19 protein-coding genes and 1 pseudogene are annotated in these 16,098 nt (G+C 58.2%); 7 read left to right on the forward strand and 13 right to left on the reverse strand.

What is annotated here, in order from left to right; all coding sequences use genetic code 11:
- Positions 1–165 precede the first annotated feature (165 nt).
- Positions 166–537, forward strand: coding sequence for an SOS response-associated peptidase family protein (locus ACZ51H_RS17810; RefSeq protein WP_464803520.1), 372 nt, complete (start codon positions 166–168; stop codon positions 535–537).
- Positions 538–757: 220 nt separating this feature from the next.
- On the opposite strand, the gene ACZ51H_RS17815 is transcribed toward ACZ51H_RS17810, so the two are convergent.
- The 3 genes from ACZ51H_RS17815 to ACZ51H_RS17825 are packed head-to-tail and all read right to left on the reverse strand — an operon-like array spanning position 758 to position 2,904.
- Positions 758–1,354, reverse strand: a complete 597-nt coding sequence (locus ACZ51H_RS17815; RefSeq protein WP_464803521.1) for a GntR family transcriptional regulator — start codon at positions 1,352–1,354, stop codon at positions 758–760.
- Between the two features lie 12 nt (positions 1,355–1,366).
- Positions 1,367–2,272 (reverse strand): phytanoyl-CoA dioxygenase family protein, encoded by a 906-nt coding sequence (locus ACZ51H_RS17820; RefSeq protein ID WP_464803522.1) that lies wholly within the window; start codon positions 2,270–2,272, stop codon positions 1,367–1,369.
- Positions 2,272–2,904 (reverse strand): acyl-homoserine-lactone synthase, encoded by a 633-nt coding sequence (locus ACZ51H_RS17825; protein ID WP_464803523.1) that lies wholly within the window; start codon positions 2,902–2,904, stop codon positions 2,272–2,274. The genes ACZ51H_RS17820 and ACZ51H_RS17825 overlap by 1 nt, the downstream gene beginning before the upstream one ends.
- A 180-nt stretch (positions 2,905–3,084) precedes the next feature.
- Between ACZ51H_RS17825 and ACZ51H_RS17830 the strand changes: the two genes are divergently transcribed.
- The gene (locus tag ACZ51H_RS17830) at positions 3,085–3,360 is read left to right on the forward strand and encodes an HU family DNA-binding protein (protein ID WP_464803524.1); all 276 of its coding nucleotides are present in this window, start codon (positions 3,085–3,087) and stop codon (positions 3,358–3,360) included.
- Positions 3,361–3,364: 4 nt separating this feature from the next.
- On the opposite strand, the gene ACZ51H_RS17835 is transcribed toward ACZ51H_RS17830, so the two are convergent.
- The 4 genes and pseudogenes from ACZ51H_RS17835 to ACZ51H_RS17850 all read right to left on the reverse strand — a co-directional run bounded on the left by ACZ51H_RS17835 (position 3,365) and on the right by ACZ51H_RS17850 (position 5,557).
- Positions 3,365–3,598, reverse strand: a complete 234-nt coding sequence (locus ACZ51H_RS17835) for a hypothetical protein (protein ID WP_464803715.1) — start codon at positions 3,596–3,598, stop codon at positions 3,365–3,367.
- Between the two features lie 88 nt (positions 3,599–3,686).
- Positions 3,687–3,830: pseudogene (locus ACZ51H_RS17840) on the reverse strand (FecR/PupR family sigma factor regulator); the annotation flags it as partial.
- Entirely contained in the window at positions 3,823–4,362 is a 540-nt protein-coding gene (locus ACZ51H_RS17845; RefSeq protein ID WP_464803525.1) for an RNA polymerase sigma factor, read from the reverse strand. The pseudogene ACZ51H_RS17840 and the gene ACZ51H_RS17845, both read right to left, overlap by 8 nt.
- A gap of 265 nt (positions 4,363–4,627) precedes the next feature.
- The gene (locus ACZ51H_RS17850) at positions 4,628–5,557 is read right to left on the reverse strand and encodes a HEPN domain-containing protein (RefSeq protein ID WP_196225541.1); all 930 of its coding nucleotides are present in this window, start codon (positions 5,555–5,557) and stop codon (positions 4,628–4,630) included.
- Positions 5,558–5,825: 268 nt separating this feature from the next.
- On the opposite strand from ACZ51H_RS17850, the gene ACZ51H_RS17855 reads away from it, so the two are divergent.
- Both ACZ51H_RS17855 and ACZ51H_RS17860 read left to right on the forward strand, forming a co-directional pair.
- Complete coding sequence (locus tag ACZ51H_RS17855; RefSeq protein WP_464803526.1) at positions 5,826–6,740, forward strand: tyrosine-type recombinase/integrase; 915 nt, start codon at positions 5,826–5,828, stop codon at positions 6,738–6,740.
- A 4-nt stretch (positions 6,741–6,744) separates the two neighbouring features.
- Positions 6,745–7,938 (forward strand): IS91 family transposase, encoded by a 1,194-nt coding sequence (locus ACZ51H_RS17860; protein WP_464803527.1) that lies wholly within the window; start codon positions 6,745–6,747, stop codon positions 7,936–7,938.
- A 451-nt stretch (positions 7,939–8,389) separates the two neighbouring features.
- Here the strand turns inward: ACZ51H_RS17860 and ACZ51H_RS17865 are convergent, their stop codons facing one another.
- The 6 genes from ACZ51H_RS17865 to ACZ51H_RS17890 all read right to left on the reverse strand — a co-directional run bounded on the left by ACZ51H_RS17865 (position 8,390) and on the right by ACZ51H_RS17890 (position 13,500).
- Positions 8,390–9,085: an abortive infection system antitoxin AbiGi family protein gene (locus ACZ51H_RS17865; protein WP_464803528.1), complete on the reverse strand. Its 696-nt coding sequence runs from the start codon at positions 9,083–9,085 to the stop codon at positions 8,390–8,392.
- Between the two features lie 138 nt (positions 9,086–9,223).
- Positions 9,224–9,937: an adenylate/guanylate cyclase domain-containing protein gene (locus tag ACZ51H_RS17870; RefSeq protein WP_464803529.1), complete on the reverse strand. Its 714-nt coding sequence runs from the start codon at positions 9,935–9,937 to the stop codon at positions 9,224–9,226.
- Between the two features lie 17 nt (positions 9,938–9,954).
- Positions 9,955–10,890: a TIR domain-containing protein gene (locus ACZ51H_RS17875; RefSeq protein ID WP_464803530.1), complete on the reverse strand. Its 936-nt coding sequence runs from the start codon at positions 10,888–10,890 to the stop codon at positions 9,955–9,957.
- Positions 10,891–10,906: 16 nt separating this feature from the next.
- Positions 10,907–11,629, reverse strand: a complete 723-nt coding sequence (locus ACZ51H_RS17880; protein WP_464803531.1) for an E2 domain-containing protein — start codon at positions 11,627–11,629, stop codon at positions 10,907–10,909.
- Positions 11,630–11,635: 6 nt separating this feature from the next.
- Positions 11,636–13,213 (reverse strand): adenylate/guanylate cyclase domain-containing protein, encoded by a 1,578-nt coding sequence (locus ACZ51H_RS17885; RefSeq protein ID WP_464803532.1) that lies wholly within the window; start codon positions 13,211–13,213, stop codon positions 11,636–11,638.
- A 53-nt stretch (positions 13,214–13,266) separates the two neighbouring features.
- Positions 13,267–13,500 (reverse strand): DUF2188 domain-containing protein, encoded by a 234-nt coding sequence (locus ACZ51H_RS17890; protein ID WP_464803533.1) that lies wholly within the window; start codon positions 13,498–13,500, stop codon positions 13,267–13,269.
- Between the two features lie 122 nt (positions 13,501–13,622).
- Between ACZ51H_RS17890 and ACZ51H_RS17895 the strand changes: the two genes are divergently transcribed.
- The 3 genes from ACZ51H_RS17895 to ACZ51H_RS17905 all read left to right on the forward strand — a co-directional run bounded on the left by ACZ51H_RS17895 (position 13,623) and on the right by ACZ51H_RS17905 (position 15,991).
- Entirely contained in the window at positions 13,623–13,946 is a 324-nt protein-coding gene (locus ACZ51H_RS17895; RefSeq protein ID WP_464803534.1) for a helix-turn-helix domain-containing protein, read from the forward strand.
- Between the two features lie 44 nt (positions 13,947–13,990).
- Complete coding sequence (locus ACZ51H_RS17900) at positions 13,991–14,830, forward strand: ImmA/IrrE family metallo-endopeptidase (RefSeq protein WP_464803535.1); 840 nt, start codon at positions 13,991–13,993, stop codon at positions 14,828–14,830.
- A 222-nt stretch (positions 14,831–15,052) separates the two neighbouring features.
- Entirely contained in the window at positions 15,053–15,991 is a 939-nt protein-coding gene (locus tag ACZ51H_RS17905) for a hypothetical protein (RefSeq protein ID WP_464803536.1), read from the forward strand.
- The last annotated feature ends 107 nt before the right edge of the window (positions 15,992–16,098 follow it).

Here is a 16,098-nt window from a genome sequence, read left to right on the forward strand (position 1 = left end):
GCAGACTCTGTTGCAGATTTCTTTTAGCACCGTTGCGGGGCTGCTGCGTCGAAACGACCCGGCAATCCTGATCTCTTTAGCAATGCCGACCATCTTACAGCCTGAAGGCGCGTGCGGGTGGACCGGTGCGTCACTAAAGTGCTGCTGAGGACCTTACTTCGATTTTTGTTCGACAATGTCGCCGAGAGGCCTATCGGGCCAAGATTAGGTGAACAATTACCTTCGTCCGTCCACATCCGCAAGGGCGAGAAGAAATTCCGCGTGCGCCTGGAGGATGGCAACTTCTTCTATCTCGCCGTCATCTGGGAACCGGCGATGGGCGATTGGCCGGTCAGCTACCGTATTATCACAGTCGACGCGAACCCGGATGTGATACCCTATCAGGAGCGGCATGGCGCGATCATCCAGCGGCGGCACGTCATGCAATGGATCGACTACAATGTGCCAGAGAGTGATTTGCTGGTTACGCCTACTGCGAACCTGTTTTCGGTCGAGGAGATCCCAAGGCTGCCGGCACAAGGAAGTTTGGCGCTTTAGTCCCAGTTGAGCGGGCCTCTTTCGTAGAAAATCCGTATCGCCGCGCTGAGCTTAGGATGGACGACAGCATGGACTGCACAGAGCGGCATGCGCAAGTGCGCATCAAATGCTCACAAAGCGCCGACGCGTTTAGATGATGGCCGATGACACTGTGAGACAATGGTCTGATAATTGCCGATCACATCGTAAGGAGAAGCGGTGAGCGAGGCTCTAGAGTCCGTCAACGCTTTAGCAGTTGGAGATACCGGCTGACCTTTAACTTGCGACGGCGATGATAGGCTCGCACAAGCGATGCCAGAGGCTTACTGTCGCTTAGGGCAAAAGCATCCTCCAGCATCGTGAGCTCATGGGGGACATCGCTGAAGATCCTGTCTTCAATCGCGCGGAGCGGGGCAAGGCGATCATTGTTTGAGCTAATGACGGCGATGAACTCCCGATTTTCCTCCTGCCCAGCTATCCGATAGAAAAGATCTGCTGTCCGCTCCGCTATATTCATCGGGTCGTTAAGACGGCTCGCTTCCTTCCTAGGTGGAAAATTCGACCGTAGCACTTGAAGAACGATATGGCCGTTCCATCCCAAGAGGTCCCGGATGGTTGCTTCATCAAGCGTCGGTACGGAGAAGCCGTCACCCGGGGAGACTTGGACAAGCCGTTCTCCGGCAAGACGGTTGAGGACGTCTCTCACAGGCGTGATGCTGGCATGTAGTTCATCGGCGATGCGTGAAGCCTCCAAGCGATATCCCATGGGATACTGCCCTTCGCGCAATTTTGCTTTCAACGCGCGATAGACTCGCTCAAGAACAGGCGCTGGGCTCATCGGGAACCGGGCTCAAGGGGTATGCAGCCATGGCCGAACCTCTCCACTGCGTTGTCTTGCGAGAATATCCTTAACCATCATCTCCTGGTCGGGCCGCAGGGCGTCAATGGCGCCAGGAAGAGGGGAGACGTCGTCGCTCAACAAGAGGGAAGGACAGCGCCCCTCATAATTCCCCAGGTTGGGTCGATGTTGAGCATAGCCCGCCAAACCCGCCAGCTCGATGCTGAAAGTCCGGGCGATTTCAGGCGGATAGGCAAGCCAGAGATTTTCATAGGGCTTGAGCCATCCGAGCGAATAACCGAATATGACTGCTCGTCGCGCAGCCGAGCTGACATTTGCGCCGGCACCGTGAAGGGTGGACCCCAGAAAACAGATTGCTGATCCGGGAAGGCATTCAGCTATGACCGGCGGGGCGGGGTGACTTTGCGTTATCCCGTGCGCGCCATGGCTGCGCGGGTAGAATTCCGTGCCGCCATTCTCCCTCGTGAAAGGCGAAAGCGGCCAGATCACATTGACCAGATATTCATGCTTCCCTTTTTCGCCTTGCCACATGTCGTGATCGCGGTGCGGAACCTGGGCCAAGGCGCCCGGATGAATTTCGATGGCTTGTGCAACGTTTATTTGTATGCGGTCGCATGCCTCGCCCAAGATGGCATTTGCCATGTTGAGAAGGACAGGGTGGGTGACGAGGTCGGCGGCATGGGGTGAGCGCCTCAGCAGCGAACCAAATCTCTTCGTCCGCTCTCCGTAGAACCCTCCTTTGCAGAAGGGCGCTGCTGAAAAGACTGGCGACAGATCCGCTTCGAGCGCTGCTATTTTATGGAGCGGCAGAAGGTCAGGGATGATGCAATAGCCCTGCTTCAGCAGTTTCTGTGTCCAAGCGCCGGCATCCACCGTCATAGAGGGTGATTGGGCCATCACGCGCGCTCCTGTGCAACAGCTGATGGTTGCTCCGGAAGGCGCGACGGTTCGTACACACCCGTACGCTTCAGTCCGGCGATGGTGTCGGCATCGATCTCGATATGGATCGCGACCAATGCCTGGCCCGCCACGGAGACCACTGGTCCCAGGGGCTTGCAGCGCCACCCGAAAGTCATGATCTGCTCGGACCAGGCTGGCGCAGCCACACCGGTAAAGCCAGTCAGGTCATGCGCGAGCCCATATTCCGCCAGTGCGGTCACGAGCTGATTGCGTGCAAGGCGCCGCGCTGCCCCTCGGTGGTGCCGGCTCAGGCAAAAGCGCGTGATCTCTCGGACCGCCGGCCCCGAGGGCGGCGGCGCCGCGCAAAGCATGGGGAAGCATGCGGAGAGAAGATGATCAGTGTCGGTTGGGAGTAGCCGCGCCGAGGCGCGGTGCGCACCGTCCCGGTCGGTGAGTATCACATATTCAGCGCCGGGCCCGTCAAACTGGTCAAGCTCATATTCCCCGGCCAGAACGGGCAGGTCCCAGCCCAGCAAATCGATGAACACTTCCTTGCGGGCCCTGAACATCGCGCGCATCGCCGCGCCTTCTGCGCCGTAACTCATGCTTTTGTTCGAAAGTTCGACCATGTCCACCTCCCATGTTGGAGAGCGAAGCGGACCAGATCAGCCGAAAGGCGGCCATACCTGGATATCGGTATAGCGCTCACTTCCAGATTCTCTGGCGCGGGTGCCTGCCGATTCGGCCTCGACCTTCAGAGGCTCGTCTGGCACCTCGGAGTTCCGCAATTTCCTGATGAAAGGGTAACAATGACCGGAACCGAATTGATCGAGGCTGTCGCGGCGGCGCAGGGCGCGACAAAGGCTGACGTCAAGAAGATCATCGAGGCCGCTTTGGCCGCCATTGCCGATGCGGCCGTCCGCGGCGATGAAGTCTCGCTGGCTGGCTTCGGCAAGTTCAAGATCAAGCAGAGTGCCGCACGCCAAGGCAAACATCCGCGTACAGGGGAAAGCATGACCATCGCAGCTTCCAAGAAGGTCAGTTTCCAGCCAGCCAAGGCCCTCAAGGACAAGGTCAACGGCTGAACGATCAATCCTCCGGGGCATCCTCCGCTTGCGGTACGATGTCCCGGGCAATTTCTTCGCTGAGACGTGAGCCCCGCTCGAGCCGACGCGTCAGCGCCTCAACAAAAGACTCCCAGCGCGCCTTGCCCATGGCGCGTGCCGACGCCGAGGCCTCGTCGTGCAGAGGAGCCGTGTGGATCAGCCAGGTCCGAATGAAGAGCGCGAGCGTCTCTGCCACGACATCGCTGCGCCAGGCCATGTCGAGGCTGAGCGCTCCGCCTTGAATCCCAGCGGGAGGAGTGAACCAGCGGGCGGGCGTCGTGGAAGCGGCCGGCAGCCTTGTTGTAGGCCCCGCGATGAAGTGGGTCGGCAGCCAGCCAGGCCTCGAATTCGCGTCTGAACCGATCGGCGTCCGGCCGCTGCATGCGCGCGACCCAGATCGCTGCCGCGTCGCGCACGACCTCATCTTCTGGCGATATAGGCTCAGCCATGTGCGTCGAAGTGCCGATTGATATGCGCAATCGCGCGCATCATGTGATATTCAACCGTCCCCATGCTGAGCCCTGTGGATGCCTGGATTTGCTTGTACGTGAGGCCATCCCGACGGCTCAACAGGAAGATCTCCCGGCTGCGCGGCGATAGCGATGACAGAGCCGCTTCGTAGAGCCCCAGCAATTGCCGGGCCTCCATTTCGGCTTCCTGCGATGGGGCGACGGCGAGGCTGCCGTTCTCGTGGAGCGGCTCGTGGCGCCAACCGCGTGATGCTTTCTCCTGATGACGATCGAGGAGGAGGTTCCGCGCCACTCGCTGGAGATAGGCTGCTGGACGACGGATCTGGGCAAGACTGGGGATGCGCGCAATGCGGGCGAAGCTTTCCTGCAGCAGGTCGGATGCAGCATCGGCATCACCGGTTGTCCGTCGAAAAAAGGAGAGCAGGCGCGGGGCTTCCTCGCGGAATAAGGCGTCCAGTTGGGACCGGACCGGCCGCTGCGGGGCAGGGGCGTTGTCGCGGCGGCTGCTCATGGCAGCCTCGAGGGATTAGCGGTGAAACAATTAGGCATGGGAGGCGTCCACGCGGCACACCGAATGCCCGGCGAAGCCGGACCCTCAGTTCAGCGATGGTCGCCGCCGTCCAGCGCGGTCTGCGCCTTATCCCGACACGGCCACCCGTCCGACCAGGACAGGTGCGAATGATGGCTGGCAGGGATGAACCCGCATTCGCTTGCCAGTAAATACGAATGCGCCGCCAAGGCTGCCAATTTGGGAGAAGGAAGGCAAGAGCAGAAATTCAGCCCGCAAGACGTACATCAGCCTCAAGCGCTTCCAAACGCTCGGCGCAGACGCTATGCACGACGCGTCCCAGCTCCTCGATCTGCGAAGCCAGCCATTCAAGCTGTTCCTCTGTGACACGATAATGCTTGGAATAGCGGGCCTTCACATAGGCTTCCTTTAGCTTCTCGAACATCGCGCGGTCACGCCGCGTGTCTGATGGCCACACATAAGCGAGGCGCCGATCGATACGCTCAGCCTGTGTGCGCAAGAAGCCAAGATTGTGCACATGTGGCGTGTAGAAAGTGCAGACTAGAAGAACGCAGTGATAAAGGCGCTCGGTAGCCTGATGAAGGTCAAAAGCAGCGTCCTTCGCATACCCTTCTCGGATATCGAACTTGGCGATATTGAACCGCTTCATCGCAGCGGGAAACCATTCGTCATAATATTCTTGCGCCATCGCTAGCGCCTGCTGCGGCGTCTTCGGCTGCGGCTTGTGGAGGTCGGTTCCGTCAGCGTCGTACAAAGCGATACCATCGCGCGCCACGTCCATGAAGAAATAGCGTCCGTGGGCGAGGCCGTCGTTCACTTCTTGGAGGGTATGAACTATGAAGTTGACGGGTGTCCTCAGCGCCTTTGTGACCATGATCTCCAGGTTGAGGCGCTGGTCGAGCTTGGACCAGAAAGTAACCCGGTCCGTGAGACGCTGATCGTTGACGATGACCAGCAGATCATAGTCGGACTGATAGCCTTTGGCGGTATGAGGTTCATCCACCCAGCCGCCGCGCGCGTAGCTCCCGTACAGTATCACCTTCAGGATGCGGCCCTTCTTCTTCCAATCATGCCGGGCGAGTGAAAGGGCATCTTCGAACTCCTCGAAGATGATTTGCCTTATCCTTTCGAGCTCCCGCTGCTTATGCGAGGGTAAATGGTCCAGATCGGTTCGCATCCAAGAATCGTAACATTGCAGGTGCTTGCTTGCACCCCAATTTTCGTGAGGGGCCCGACATCCTGAAGGTTGCTCATTTGATATGAGGGTGTTCTCGTTTCGCCTAACTGCTGGCGAAACGGCTAAAAATGGGACTTGTACGAACCCGCTGACGCGGGATGGGCACCCGGATTTGAAGTCCCGCTGATGATCTGAGAACAGCACTACAGTTGAGCACTGCTCGGGTTGGGCAGAGCATCGCGACTCCTTTCAACCAAGGAGCCGAACGATGAGCAGCTATCTTTCCCAAGTTCCCGCCAACTCGCTACGCCAGCGCATGATCGACGACATGAACATGCGTCGATATTCGCGGGAGACACAGCGCAACTATGTTCGCGATGTCGCGCGGTTCGCAACCTATCTGGGGCGGCCGCCAGACACCGCGACAGCCGAAGACCTGCGGCAGTTCCAGATCGATCAGCGGGCTTCGGGCATGGGCGTGCCGACCATGAACAGCATCGTCGCGGCGCTGCGCTTCTTTTTCACGCATACGCTCGATCGACCTGACCTTTCCCGCAAGCTCTTTACAGTCAAGCACCCACGCGCTTTGCCCGTCGTCCTCAGCCCCGATGAAGTTGCACGTCTGCTCGACGCAACCACCTGCCTCAAGCATCAGGCCGCGCTATCGGTGGCTTACGGCGCAGGCCTGCGCGTCGCCGAGGTGGCGATGCTCAAGGTTCGCGACATCGACAGCGAGCGGATGTTACTCCGGGTAGAACGCGGCAAAGGCGGGCAATATCGCAATGCGATCCTCCCGGCTGACCTGCTCATCCTGTTGCGCGAGTGGTGGAGGGTCGGACGGCAGCAGGGCGTGATGCATGCCGATGGCTGGCTGTTCCCCGGGCAGCATGAGATGAAGCCGATCAGTACGCGCCATCTCCATCGGATCGTCGCCGAAGCCGCGCGCTCGGCCGGCATCACGAAGAAGGTCGGCCCCCACACTTTGCGGCATAGCTTTGCCACGCATTTGCTGGAGGACGGTGTCAACATCCGCGTCATCCAGGCCTTGCTGGGACACGCGAAGCTGGAGACCACGGCATTTTATACCAAGGTCGCGACCCGGACTGCCCGCGCCGTCATCAGTCCGCTCGACAAGCTGGCTTTGCTCCCGGCGCCACAGCCACAGGTGTCGCCGGACGGCTGAGCCGTTGCCCGGTGACCATGAGGTCGCCGACATCTTCCGCGCTGCCGGGCCGGCCTATCGTGCCGCCCATGCCGGACATCTGAGTCTTACCCAGCTCAAGGTGATGACGGCGATCGAGAACTGCCGCACAGCTGCCCTAGGCGGTCATGTCGAAGCCTGCGAGGACTGCGGGCATTGGCGGATCGCCTATAATAGCTGTCGGAACCGGCACTGCCCCAAGTGCCAGGGTGCAGCCGCGCGTACTTGGCTGGCGGAGCGCGAGGCCGATCTGCTGCCCGTCGGCTACTTTCACGTCGTCTTCACGTTGCCAGCCGAGATCGCCGACATCGCCTTCCATAACAAGGCCCTGCTTTACGGCCTGCTGTTCCGTACGGCGTCTGAGACGATGCTGACGATCGCGGCCGATCGGAAGCATCTTGGCGCCCGCATCGGCATCACCGCCGTGCTCCACACATGGGGCTCAGCGATGACCCATCACCCGCATGTGCATATGATCGTGCCGGGTGGTGGCATCGCGCCAGACGGGACAGGGTGGATATCGTCGCGCCCCACGTTCCTGCTGCCCGTGCGAGTTCTGGGTGCGCTGTTCCGCCGGCTGTTCCTCGCTCGGCTGATCCAGTTGCACCAGGCTGGCAGGCTCGCCTTCTTCGGATCACTTGCCCCGCTCGCCGAACGGCGAGCCTTCCTGCGCCATATCGCCCCTATCCGTAAGAAGCGCTGGGTGGTCTATGCCAAGCCGCCCTTCGCCGGACCGGGGGCGGTGCTCGCCTATCTGTCGCGCTACACGCACCGGGTTGCCATATCGAACCGGCGTCTCCTGGCTTTTGACGGCAACAGCGTCACTCTGCGCTACAAGGATTATCGCAAGGATGGCGCCGATCGCCAGTGCGTCATGACGCTCCCAGCCGACGAGTTTATCCGCCGGTTCCTGCTCCACGTCCTGCCACGCGGCTTCCACCGCATTCGGCATTATGGCCTGCTCGCCAGTTCCGCCCGCAAGGCCAACCTCGCTCTCGCCCGCCAGCTGCTCGACGTCGCGGCCGTGCCCGAGGATCCCGGCACCGAAGATCCGGTCGATCCTCGTCCACCATGCCCATGCTGCGGCGGCCACATGGTCATCATCGAGACCTTCGAGCGGTGGCGACAGCCGCGCGCTCCTCCGATGGAGACTCTGCCTGCCCGGGAGCTTGTGTCATGACCCGGCATGACCCGTCCGTCATCTCTCCCGCGAGACCGCCTTCGCGGGACAGGATCGCCCCTGTGCCTATCGCCATCTCCGGCGGGCAAGGACGATTACGACCAGGCAGAAAGCGGCGTCTTGCCATCCCTGACGACCATCGGACTGACCTGACCATGGGCAGATCGCTATGCCCCGTCATCGCCTCAGAGGCATCCAGGCTGTACCGAAAACCGAAATCCCCATAACGTATCGCCTGCAGCACCGCGGGTCGTACATGTCAGGCTTTCGTACGCCTGACGGCGCCCGAAACTCTTCGACTTTCGCGACTGTCGGCTACGGAGCAGCGCTGAGTTCATTGCGGACATGGGGGGGTGAGTTTTCTCGTCCACTTGCGCCGACAGAGCTGCCGTTCCTAGCGATGCTTAGGTTTATCGGCATCTGTCGTTTGTTCACGATGCGGTAGACCGGCTTAGGAAATCGTCGCGGGCTGACAAAGCACGCGTGGCGCATGAGTGCCTGCCCTTGATGCGACCAAGTCTGCCACCAACGCCTCAATGACTGGAATATCGGCATGGTTTTGAACGAGCACGAGTTCAACGTCATCAAGTGGCAACGTGACGCGCGATCCTGTGCTCCGCGACCCTCCAAAGAAGCCTGTCGCACCAGGTAGTCGCCATTCAGCTTCTGTCAAATGCTCACGCTGCTCTATGAAGGCGCACATACCAAGCACCTCCTGAAAGACGGTGGTGTCGTGCACGAGCTGACCATCAGTGTTCTGAGTCAAGCTCGCAATGGCCAAGCGTGCGAAGAGGCGCCAAAGACGAAGGCTTACTGGGCTGTCTTCTCCTGCATACACGACACGATCGAACTTGTTTCGATGCACCCAGTCGTCTGACACTACGATGCCATACGCACCGAAGGTCACGATGTGATCTTGGATGTTTCGGCCTCGCGGTACCTCCGTTAAGCAGATCATAGGCCAGCGACCTTGCATTTGGCCGATGCCAGAAAATAGCACGGTAGTCTCGGTTTGGCTGAGGCCGGCAAGGCTTTTTCCTAAACGGGCTAAATGAAAATCAATTAATGGGTACAGGTCGCTGATGTGCGCGCGGACACTATCTTCATCCCGAAAAGGCCGGAAAATGACTGGATGATCTGTGAACATTACACCCTCCAAAAGGGTGCTCTCCAAGTACGCTTTATCTCTCATGGAATGAAGAAATTGCAATTGTACCTCCATCCGTCACGAAACCGTGTGAGCCTCTCAATCCCGGTCTCCAGCATTTGGCCCTGCAGTCCCAATTTATGGCATCTTTAGCGCTTTTGTTTTGTAAACCGTCTCAGTCATTCCGCCGACCGTGCGCTCAACCGCGACCCAAATATTCTTGCCCTCATGATTCAACTTTGCACCGTCTGAAAGCTTCTTGTAAGAGCGTGAGGACATATACACGCTCCACGGATAGTTTCGTATATCCGAAAGTTTTGCCGCAAAGGCGGGAGCTTTTCCTATCCATATGATGTCATTGTTGTTTCTGATACCTGCACGAACGGCGCGGGATATACCTACATCAATTCCCACGCAGTGCGTGATTTTGATGTCGTTATCCCTGATCGATTTGAATTTCTTGGTGGCCCTAGGCATGATGACCTCTTCGACCATATAGTCGATTTCCCGCGCGCAATTGGCTGCATTGCTGTTCGGTGTATCCCCGATGAATACGCCCATTACGCGGTCGCCATCAAAGCTCCTGATTTCACCGTTCCACGCTCTGATCAGCCGTGTCGCCACGTCGAGATAAGCGCGAATTATCTTCGCTGTAGTTTGCCACGGGCAAACGCTGGCAAGGCGGGATGATCCCGCCAGATCGGCGTAGAGGAAAACCGCGTCGAGCTTGACGGCACCGTTCCGAAGAGTGATATCGCCGGATTCTGGCACGGTTCTCCCGTCCCGCTCGTCCCAATCCACCGAGAAGATATCGTCGATGGCATCGCTCAGTGTTTCAACGTAAGTAGGCATGGGGCCTCATGTCTGCGCTATCGGGCACGGCGGTCGGTGAATACGCCCTCTTTACCGATATGCTCTTTGGCTTCGATACAGGCATTGCGAACAGTGCGCTTCATCTCGTCTTCGGTCCCGCCACGATAGCGTAGCGTCGTTAATCCTGCCGCATCACTGGGTAAGCGCACACCATCATCCGCACAAACCAGCAGCATAGACCGCCGCCTTCCGAGAACGCCCAGCGATATCCCGTATTCAAGATGGACATTGTCTCGTGCAACTTGGTGGACGTCACCTCTCATGGTGAGAACATCGTCAGCACCGACGACGGCAATCGTAAAATCAGACGCTTCGATAGCATCCATCAACGAGCTGATGGGGTAATCGGAAATACCGAATGTGCCCTTGTCCCATAACTGCACCGCGATTTCGTTAGAATCGAGATTTCTCACAATTTCATTCGCAACGGATTTTTTCTCCGAAGACGAAATGACAAAGACGACTGGAATTTCATTCGTTTGACCGATACCACGGTTTCTTTCATCAAGCCGCTCAGCCACGACATTCAGCATGCGTTTCAAGAAGGCAGGATCCTGCCCTGTAATTTCATCCAACGCGGCCCTCTTGATCCGAAGGACGAGAGCTTCCCCTTTGGCTGAGATGGTCGCCGTTCGCGCTCTCGCAGGCGATGTGCCAGTGAGTTCCCCGACGTGCGTGTTAGCTTCACGAACCGCCTGTGGCCGCCCGTTGATATTCACCTGCATCTGTCCGGCCAGGATGAGAAACAAATCATCATCCCAGTCTCCTTGCTTGATGATGACATCGCCGTCAGCCAGCTCCTGCAATTCTCCAGCGCGGATGATTTTCTCAGCCAGCGCCGGATCATTCGCCACCAAATCCTGATGCGAGACCGCTTCGAGCAACCTCCCTTTATTTTCATCACCGCTAAATCGATCAAGCAAAGCGCCCATTGAAGCCTCCCTAGTTTCACCGTAATCCGCATGTTTTCATCTTGCCACAGCAGGTCTCTCCGTTGCCGAGAGCTTGCCGCCAGTATTTTTCAAGGTCGATCCTACGTTTTTGCTCGCAAGAAATGAGCTCCAAGATCAAAGCCCTATTCTTACAGTCCTTGCGGACCACTGACCATTTGCGCCGGCTCGTATGTCTGCACCCCCTCGGGCATGGCGCTCGGCCATTGATCGGATTGCCCTTCCTATCGAAAAAACGGAGGTTAGGATCGGTAATCCACGATGGCTCATCCAGATAGGATGCCGCATATTCTTCCTCGATGCCGAGTTCGCGGGAGACGATGAGCGCCCTTTCATGCCACAGCCCCGCATCACCATGATCGAGCGCATGGGAAGGTGGCCAAACTCCTGTTTGATCGGCAACCGATTGGCACCGCAGATATTGTCGGAGCTGCTCCCACCACTGTGCGGCCGTCTCATTCGACGTGACCTCGAGGTTGTGCAAACCAAGGCAAAAAGTCTGATCGCGCTGAATGTGGCGCTCGGGGCAGCGCGCCGGAAAAACAGTTCCTGGCGTGGTTTCGCGGACCCTAAGCGTGGAAAATCCCTCTATGCAAAGCTCGACACCTGAAGCTTCCCACAGCGTTCCAGCCACGCGCGCCGTACCCGTCAAGATCAGGGCGGATGATGCCTCAATCGAAAACCAGGTCGGACAATTTTCTTCCAGATAACGCGATGCCATACCTGCTCACAGCTTTGAATGCGCCCTCATCGGCTCCGGCGCATGTGCCCGCATGGGTTCCGCCGCTAATGTGGCAACATACGGTGAGACCATCGTACCGAGCAGCATTTCCGACGCGTTATAATCCATGTTGGAGATGACGCGCTCAGTTCCGAAGATTTGCCGCACGGCAGCCGGAGCAGCGGCATATGCCTTTTCACCCAATGCGGTCTCAGCACCGTCGCAACGACGCTGTTCGTTTTCGGAGACGCAAGTCGCGCGGCTTGAGGCGCTTCTGACGCTGGCCGCGCCGCGCAGACCGATGCGGCAGATGGGCGTGGGACCAAAATCGATTCCGATAGCAAGGCCCAATTCGGCAATCCCGGGCAACGCCGCCTTACAAAGATCGAATGAGGAACGAATGCCGCCCGCCGCCTTTACAGACGCGCATATTGTGTCGGATGCATTTGTCTCTCGGGCATTCCCTTCAGCCAACAGGCCATGGACACAATCGCCAATGAAGCGCACTTTGCGACCGCCGAAATCCTCTCTCAGCACCGCCGCCATTTCCGCGCGAAGCACGTGCAGGTTTGCCACTGCTTGTGCGACATCGCCCGAGAGGATCGCATTATCCACATAGGCCGTGAAACCATCGATATCCGCGAAAATAGAAGCCAAGGGCATCCGAATGGCGTTGCTTGGAGGATGCTCGGCAAACACGATATCCTTGAGTGGCGGCTGCTTGTAATGGAAGTGAAAGGCCGCATCCGAAGCAAACGCTGTGCTCCCGCGCTGGCTCATCGCCGTTTGAAAGTCGCGATAGGCCTTAGCCAAGCGGGTATCGGCATCTAGAGTTTTTCCGCGCACATCGACCTGCTCATGCAAGAAGCGCGCTTCGACTGACTTCGCCAAGGCTGAGAACGTCAATGGTGCGCTTTGGTCGCGTACTCCCTGAACCCGAGGGCTAATGAAAATTCCTTCATCTTCTCCATCAGCGAGCTTGGCCGCATGATTGGCGGGACTGCCGATAAAGAGAGGATCAGGCTCATCGCGTTTTCCGCTGTCGATCGCCACCGCAGGCCCGCTGTCAATTCCGATGCGTACTCGCGCTTCAAACTCGGGGAAGTCGACGCCAAGGCGCGTAACCATTTCGCGGAATGCAGCTGCAAAGGATATGGCTTTGCGCACTCGCTCGGGCTCGTTGTGCTGGCCTTCGGGCGTGAGCACTACCGCATGAAGGCGCGAACCGTGAAAATCGACCCTTTGAATTTCGAATTCATCAATGAGGGCATCGCAGGCGCTGTAATGGGCATGCAGGAATTCCAACGCGCGCGCATGGCTGGCTTCGGTCTCACGGCCTGCATCTTCTAGAACGCTGTTGAAATCGATAAGGTTACCGTAGATGTGCGCGCCGTGCGTGGTGATGGCACGATTTCTCGGCACCCGCAGGATTGCCATCTTCTCGTCGGTGACAATACCGCTCGCTTTCATCACTCGCCGCTCATTTAGGTAACGAGAAAAGTCTTCGACGACGATATTCCCTTGGGGAACGCTTTCTTTGAACTTCTGAATGCGCGCTAGCGCTCGATCACGATCCCATGCCATTTTTGCCTCACGATCTATAGACTATGACCCGCTTTTTGCCGGTTGTTACTCACTCAGCCTTTCGGCGGGTTAGGATTGTTGCCGTGGCTATCGCTGCTAGCGATGCGACCATTACGGTTGTGGATGCGCAGCTCGGTACCTTGGTTACGGCTGATCTCGCGCGCCCGATCGACCGCCTGCACCTTAGTATCGAAGTGACCGCTCGAGCGCTCGCCTCCACCGCGTTTCACATCCCAGCCGCCAGCCGGGTTCGGCACCACATGGTGTGACTTCGGTCCCTCGGCCATTATGGCTCCTTCACAATGTCGATACGAAATGTATCGCTACTCCGAACAAGCTGAATGTTTGCCGTTCGCTTGTCAAGGTGCTAAGGTACGCCTAGTCCGAACTTTGCCCGAACCGGAGAAGAATGACATCTGCGAACCCTCTCGGCGACCGCATCCGCAATCTGCGTAAGGAAAAGGGTCTAACGCTCGACCAGCTTGCTGAGCAAAGCGGGTCAAGCAAGAGCTACATTTGGGAACTGGAGAACAAGAATCCCCCGCGGCCTTCCGCCGAAAAGCTGGCGAAGATTGCTGATAAACTCGGGACCACCATAGAATTCCTGCTTCAGGGAGAAGCCTCGCAGGAACAGGCCGCCGACGCCCACTTCTATCGCAATTATCAAAAGATGGATGAGCCGACCAAAGCCAAGATCCGGCGGATGGTCGAGTTGTGGGGCGATGACGAGTGAGTGCTACGCCGTCTGCTAATCGTTGGGCAGCGGACCTTACGCGGATGCTGGATCACGTTTATGCGGATGGTGTGGGACGGTTCCCGGTCGATGTGGCAGTAATCGCGCGCGACTTCAGTGCACAGCGGTTTGTCGGTGATGCGATTACCTTGGTAAAAGGCGCGAACCTTGGAAAATTTGACGGCGCTCTCTACCGGGCCCCTACCGGAAAATCAGGCTGGGGAATCATCTACAACGACGCGATCGCTTCCAAAGGCCGGATCAATTTCACGCTCGCCCACGAGTTCGGTCACTATCTGTTGCACCGGCTCGCACACCCTGAAGGCGTAGAGTGCGGCCAGCAGGATATGGTACGTTGGGATTCCGCGTATCGCGAGATCGAACAGCAGGCGAATTGCTTCGCAGCGGGGCTGCTGATGCCGCTGAATGACTTCCGAACTCAGGTTCCGGCCAAAGCGCGGCCGACACTCGACGATCTTTCTGCCTGTGGCGAGCGTTACGGGGTGTCGTTGATCGCGGCAGCATTGCGATGGATCGAATATGCTGAACGCCGGTCGGTGCTCGTCGTTTCGCGTGACGGGTTCATTCTCTGGGCACGCTCCAGCAAAAGCGCGCTCAAGACGGGAGCCTATTATCGAACGGCTAACCGTGCGCCGATCGAGGTTCCGACCGCCTCGCTCGCTGCAACTGCGGGCTTTCACGGAGGAAGGCTTGTCGCCGAACACGACGACACTTGGTTCGGCGAGCCTTCAACTGAGGTAGCGCTTTTTTCCGATCACTATGATTTCACTATCTCGCTCATCCATCTCGGCGACGCCGCCTGGCGTGCATGGGACGATGCAGAGGAGGAGCCCGATACATTGGATTTCATGCGCCGCGGCTAAGCGGCGGCAAATGGGTCGGTGGTAATGAGAGCCCAGTGGCTGGCTGAAAAAATGACCGACCGGGGGAAAGGCCCCAAGCGTCCTTGTCCGTCCATCCCGAGCCGGATCTGCTCATCGAAACCTTCGGGAAAGGTTGAAGAACGATGCGGCGCGATTTAGCGCCGATGACCATCGCCGGGTACTAATCGCCTGCGCGAATCAAACTTTTACAGGAACTGTGCCTTGAACTCGGAATGGACATCGGCTTTCTTTGCCTGCAGCAAGGTCCTCATGCGCTACGGCTGGTTCGTTGCTCCGTATATCACGGGCGGTGAATTCGAACGCTTGAAGGCGACGTGCGATCGGCTCGAGCGAATTGAACCCTCGGACGCCGCTGCGCTCGCGGATGCCGAACTGGCGATCTTTCGCGTATTATCAGACGCCGCCTACCATCCGAACAACCGCGCGAAATATGTACGCCACGCGCTACGGCTGGCTCATGTTCGGGAATATTCGCATCTCTATGAAGGGGCGATATTCGCGTACTACAAGCGAGACTACGCCGGATCGGTCCTGCTGCTTCTTGTGGCGCTGGAGGGCATTCTGCTGGCACTTTCCGGCTGGCAGCTGGGAGAGCCCAATCGACCGGGACACAACCGCCTTATCGCGATGGTGCGTGGACCGGTGGGCGATCCAGCCGTGCTGACTACAATGGGGCAGGCTCGCGCTATGTACGCCAATGTGTTCGCCGACTTCCTGGAGAAATGGCTGTACACCCATACAAATGACGCGGATTTCGGAATGTCGGTACTGAACCGGCACTATGTCATGCACGGGTTCGAACCCGGAAATTTTTACCGCCCGCAAGACGTGCATCGCATGATCCTAGCATTCGACGTGCTGATCGACTGGCAATCGCACGTCCAAGATAATCACGGAAGCATCTTCGTGGAAGATGACGATCCGATGGTTTCCAACCGGATGGACTACTACTATGCCCTTTCGCAGGGCGATCAGACATTGAAGCAGATGTGGCGGACAGAGCGGTCCTTTCTCCGGGATCACGTGCGCTATGTCGCGCCGATCGAGGAACACGATTACGAGAAATCGTTGATCCAGACCCTTCTTGAGAGCATCGCGCTGGCCCAACGGCTCGAGAAGCTGCGCACGCCACTCGGCTAGGCGCGGGCTGCGGATTCGGTGGTAGCCGATGAATTTATGGCCGCTTTCGACGGCGCCGACCAAGGGCTTCTATGGCCGCACTGTCGGCGACAGCCGTTGAAATAGCG

Source organism: Sphingobium sp. TomMM15, assembly GCF_055397045.1.